This window comes from Clostridium tarantellae (assembly GCF_009295725.1).
GTDB lineage: Bacteria > Bacillota > Clostridia > Clostridiales > Clostridiaceae > Sarcina > Sarcina tarantellae.
This window is the reverse complement of the sequence record NZ_WHJC01000311.1, coordinates 1-3,758: the sequence shown is the minus strand read 5'-3', so window position 1 is coordinate 3,758 and position 3,758 is coordinate 1. Positions and strand designations below refer to the sequence as shown.

Annotated in this window: 3 protein-coding genes and 1 riboswitch; of the genes, 1 reads left to right on the top strand and 2 read right to left on the bottom strand. The window is 23.9% G+C overall.

Going from position 1 to position 3,758, the window contains the following annotated elements:
* Window positions 1-1,035: 1,035 nt before the first annotated feature.
* Window positions 1,036-1,839, top strand: a complete 804-nt coding sequence (locus GBZ86_RS13630; RefSeq protein ID WP_152891535.1) for a hypothetical protein — start codon at window positions 1,036-1,038, stop codon at window positions 1,837-1,839.
* 114 nt (window positions 1,840-1,953) lie between these two features.
* On the opposite strand, the gene thiT is transcribed toward GBZ86_RS13630, so the two are convergent.
* Window positions 1,954-2,547 carry an energy-coupled thiamine transporter ThiT gene (thiT, locus tag GBZ86_RS13625; RefSeq protein ID WP_327445269.1) on the bottom strand — a complete coding sequence of 198 codons (594 nt, stop codon included), beginning with the start codon at window positions 2,545-2,547 and terminating at the stop codon, window positions 1,954-1,956.
* A 112-nt stretch (window positions 2,548-2,659) separates the two neighbouring features.
* A complete protein-coding gene (tenA, locus tag GBZ86_RS13620) occupies window positions 2,660-3,319 on the bottom strand; it encodes a thiaminase II (protein WP_152891531.1) in 660 nt (219 codons plus the stop codon).
* 138 nt (window positions 3,320-3,457) lie between these two features.
* A riboswitch (TPP riboswitch) is annotated at window positions 3,458-3,558 on the bottom strand.
* Window positions 3,559-3,758 lie beyond the last annotated feature (200 nt).

Here is a 3,758-nt window from a genome sequence, read left to right as displayed (position 1 = left end):
ATTTAATATAATAATTTAAATTTAGCATAAAAATATCATATATATCTTTTAAAGCATACTATAAAAATATGTGTTAAAAAATTTAAAAGGAGTTGTAAAATGGATTCTATATTAAAAAATTCAATAAATGATATTATTAATAAATTTGACACTTTATTTTTCAACAAAAAAAATGTTACAGGCATAGGGTTAGGATATAGTGCGACTTGTTGCTAGACAAAAGTAAATGAAGATTTACTAAAAAACTAGCGTAACTAATTGATTAAATTCAAAAGTTATAACTATTATCACGAAAGATAGAATGATTGGGTAACGCCTTGAAATATCTTCCCAAAGGATACGGATAGCACTTTATTAAGTAAATAATACGGTGTTATAAGCCCGTTAAATGGCTTGATAACCACTTTAAATAAATATTAAAAATTCACTAAAAAAAATATTAATTTTATGGTTTAGTGGTGATAAAGCTAGGGTCTATAAAATATCTATGGTTAGGATGTTTAAATGTAACTGACGAAATGAGGAATGTACAGGTCTAAACTAACTCTATCTAGAAATAGATAAACACTTTTAGTGTTGTAAGTGTGGATTAGTAAAACTTATATCTATGAAAATCCATATAATGTTATAGGCATTATCAAGCTTACAGGCTTATACTCATAACCTAAGGATATATATGTAAAGATAGTGATAATGGAACAAGGAAAGCTTAGAATATGGAGGTTTTACTGCCAATGAAATAGTAATAAGGAAAGCTTTTATTAGTATAACTTATTTTAATCTAAGTGATAGTGGTGGCATGAAGCTATGATGAATGTTGTAATGATGTTCTAGCAATAGCCACTAGATAAATTGTTTAATAAATCAATTTATTGGAACGCCGTATGAGCTGGAAACACTCCTGTACGGTGTGAAGTGGGGGAAAAGTTAGAGATAAATTCAAAAACTTACCTATCACTATAAAATATAAAAGGCTTAGATACTAAAGAACTCTGTTTACATGTTTTAGTTTAAAAAAAATTATCTATAAATAATTTGTATAATAACGATATTATACCTAAAGTATTTCTCGGTATAAAAACAGATGTAATTGAAGTTGATGAAATTATATTAAATAATACTTATTCAAACTCTTCTTTAAATTTTAATAATAATAATTTGATACAAAAACTACAATCTCGGGTTAGACCCATAGAAGGTGGATTAGAAATAAGCCCTTATAGAGATTTTTCTGCTGGAACTTTAGGAGGAATTGTATTTGATAATGAAACTAATCTCCCTTGTATTTTAAGTAATAGCCATTGCTTAGATTCAAGAGGTAAATTTTCAAAAGGAACTCCAATATCTCAACCATCAGTTGGTTTATCTGGTGGTGCTTATAAACGTAATATAATAGGTTATTTTCTTAAATCAATTGAAATAAAAACAAGTTCACAAACAAATCCAATTTATAATATAGCTGATTGTGCAATTGCAGAACTTGCTCCTGAAATTAAATATGATACTACTATTTTAGGTATTGGAGAAATTAGAGGCTCCTCAGATCCTTTTCCTAATTTGTTAGTAAAAAAAGTAGGTCGAAGCACTGGATTAACTGAAGGTTATATAAAAACAATAAATCTTTCAACCGGTATAAAAGCTTCTCGTAACGCTAGCGAAAATACATTATTTTATAAAAATTTAGTACGCTGCGACCCTATAGGCTCAGCTGGTGATTCAGGATCTTTAGTTTTAGATCCATTAAATAGAGTTGTTGGATTATTTTCATTTTCAAGTAATAAATATGCTTATTTTACTCCAATTGATATAATATTAAATCTTCTTAATATCAGCATTTAACTATGTTTTTATGCTATTAAATAATTTAATAATATAAGTAACTACATTTAGGTATTTAACTTTATTTTTTAAATACCTAAATGTTTTATTTTACTTTTAAATATAAATTAATTTTTATGTAACTATTACTTTTTCTAATCTTTTAATAGGCAAAATCATAAGAATTATTATTGATAAAATTCCTTCAACTCCTCCTGTAGAAAAATTATAAATAAATGAATATAACCATACATTCATCCCTTTTGGTGCATATTGTGCAAAAAATACAACTCCTGAGATTATATTTAAAACTATACTTAAACTTACAGCAACTAAACAACCACAAATTATTTTATATTTTTTATCTATACCAAATATACAAGCTAATCCTAAAACCATAGTTGAAAGTAAATAATCTATAATAAATTGTATTGGATGAACTATAAAAGCACTATTTAAAAGTTTCAAAACTCCAAATAATAAACCTCCAGTAACTCCTACTGTCCTACCATATAATATAGAAAGTAACATTATTGGCAACATAGAAAATAAACTTATTCCTCCACCTTGAGGATATTTTATAAATTGAATTATATATAAAATATAAGATAATGCACTAATCATAGATATTATAGCCATAGTTTTTATATTAAATTTATTTTTCTTTAAATCCATTAAATAAAAAGCAAAACTTATAACACTAATTATAGTAAGTAAAATAATCATTATAAAAACTCTCCTTTTTCTTAAGTATTTTAAACTTATCATTTTTCATACTGCTTCTAATTAAAATATAACTAATTTCAATTAACAATATTTAATTGTTAATATTTTTCTTTTTTTAAATAGTTTTATAAGCCATATTCCAAAAATCCATTTCATAAACACTACATCTTATAAAAATATCTAAAAGTCTTTCTTTTTCTTCTTCATTAATATTTTCACATAATTCATCAATATAATTTATCCATCTTTCAGTAAACTCTTCAAATTCTTTTGATGCATATTCTTCTATCCAATCTTTATAAAAATTTTTTTCTATTTTATCTTTATATTTATTAATCAAATATTTTCCTATATAATTATAAGACCAAGTGCATGGCATAATAGCAACAGCAATTTCTTTTAAATTTCCTGTTAAGGCTATTGATTGCATATAGCTTGTATAATTTTTTGTAATTACATTAAATTTATATTTTTCTAATTCATCAATATTTACTCCAAAATTTCTTAAATAATTTATATGTACTGCTGTCTCATCTTCCATAGTTCCTTTAATTGAACTATAATAAAATTTCATTTCCTTCATAGTTTTTGCTTTTACAGCACCTATACAAAATACTTTAGCATATTCTTTTAAATATAAATAATCCTGTATCAAATAATACTTGAACTTTTCTTCATCTAATATTCCCTGTCCTAATTCACAGATAAACTTATGATTTAGATAATCATTCCATATGTCTTTTACTTCTTCAAATAAATATTCTGTAAACTTCATTTCATATTCCACCTTTTAATATTAATTTAAATAATCCAAAATAAAAAACCATATCCCTATATGGAATATGGCGTAAGCATATAAATATTTATAACTATACAAGATTTAACATTTTATAAACATAAAAAATCTAAATATAATTAATTTAACAAGCTTTCCTACGCTGGCATTATCCAGTTCAGGTATAAGGGTTAATAAATTAAATTATTTCTCAGCCAAAGGCACCCCTAGCTAATATTTAGTTATACATTTATTATATATACACAAATTATTTTGTCAATAAATCTAAAAATATACTTACTTAAAATTTCATAAAATTAAAATTTATTTCCTTAATTACTTTAAAATTTATTATAAAAATATTGTTTGAATTAACTAAATTTTTATATAATTTATATTTTTTTAAAATTAATATAACAAAATCTTTTTAAAATAGAAT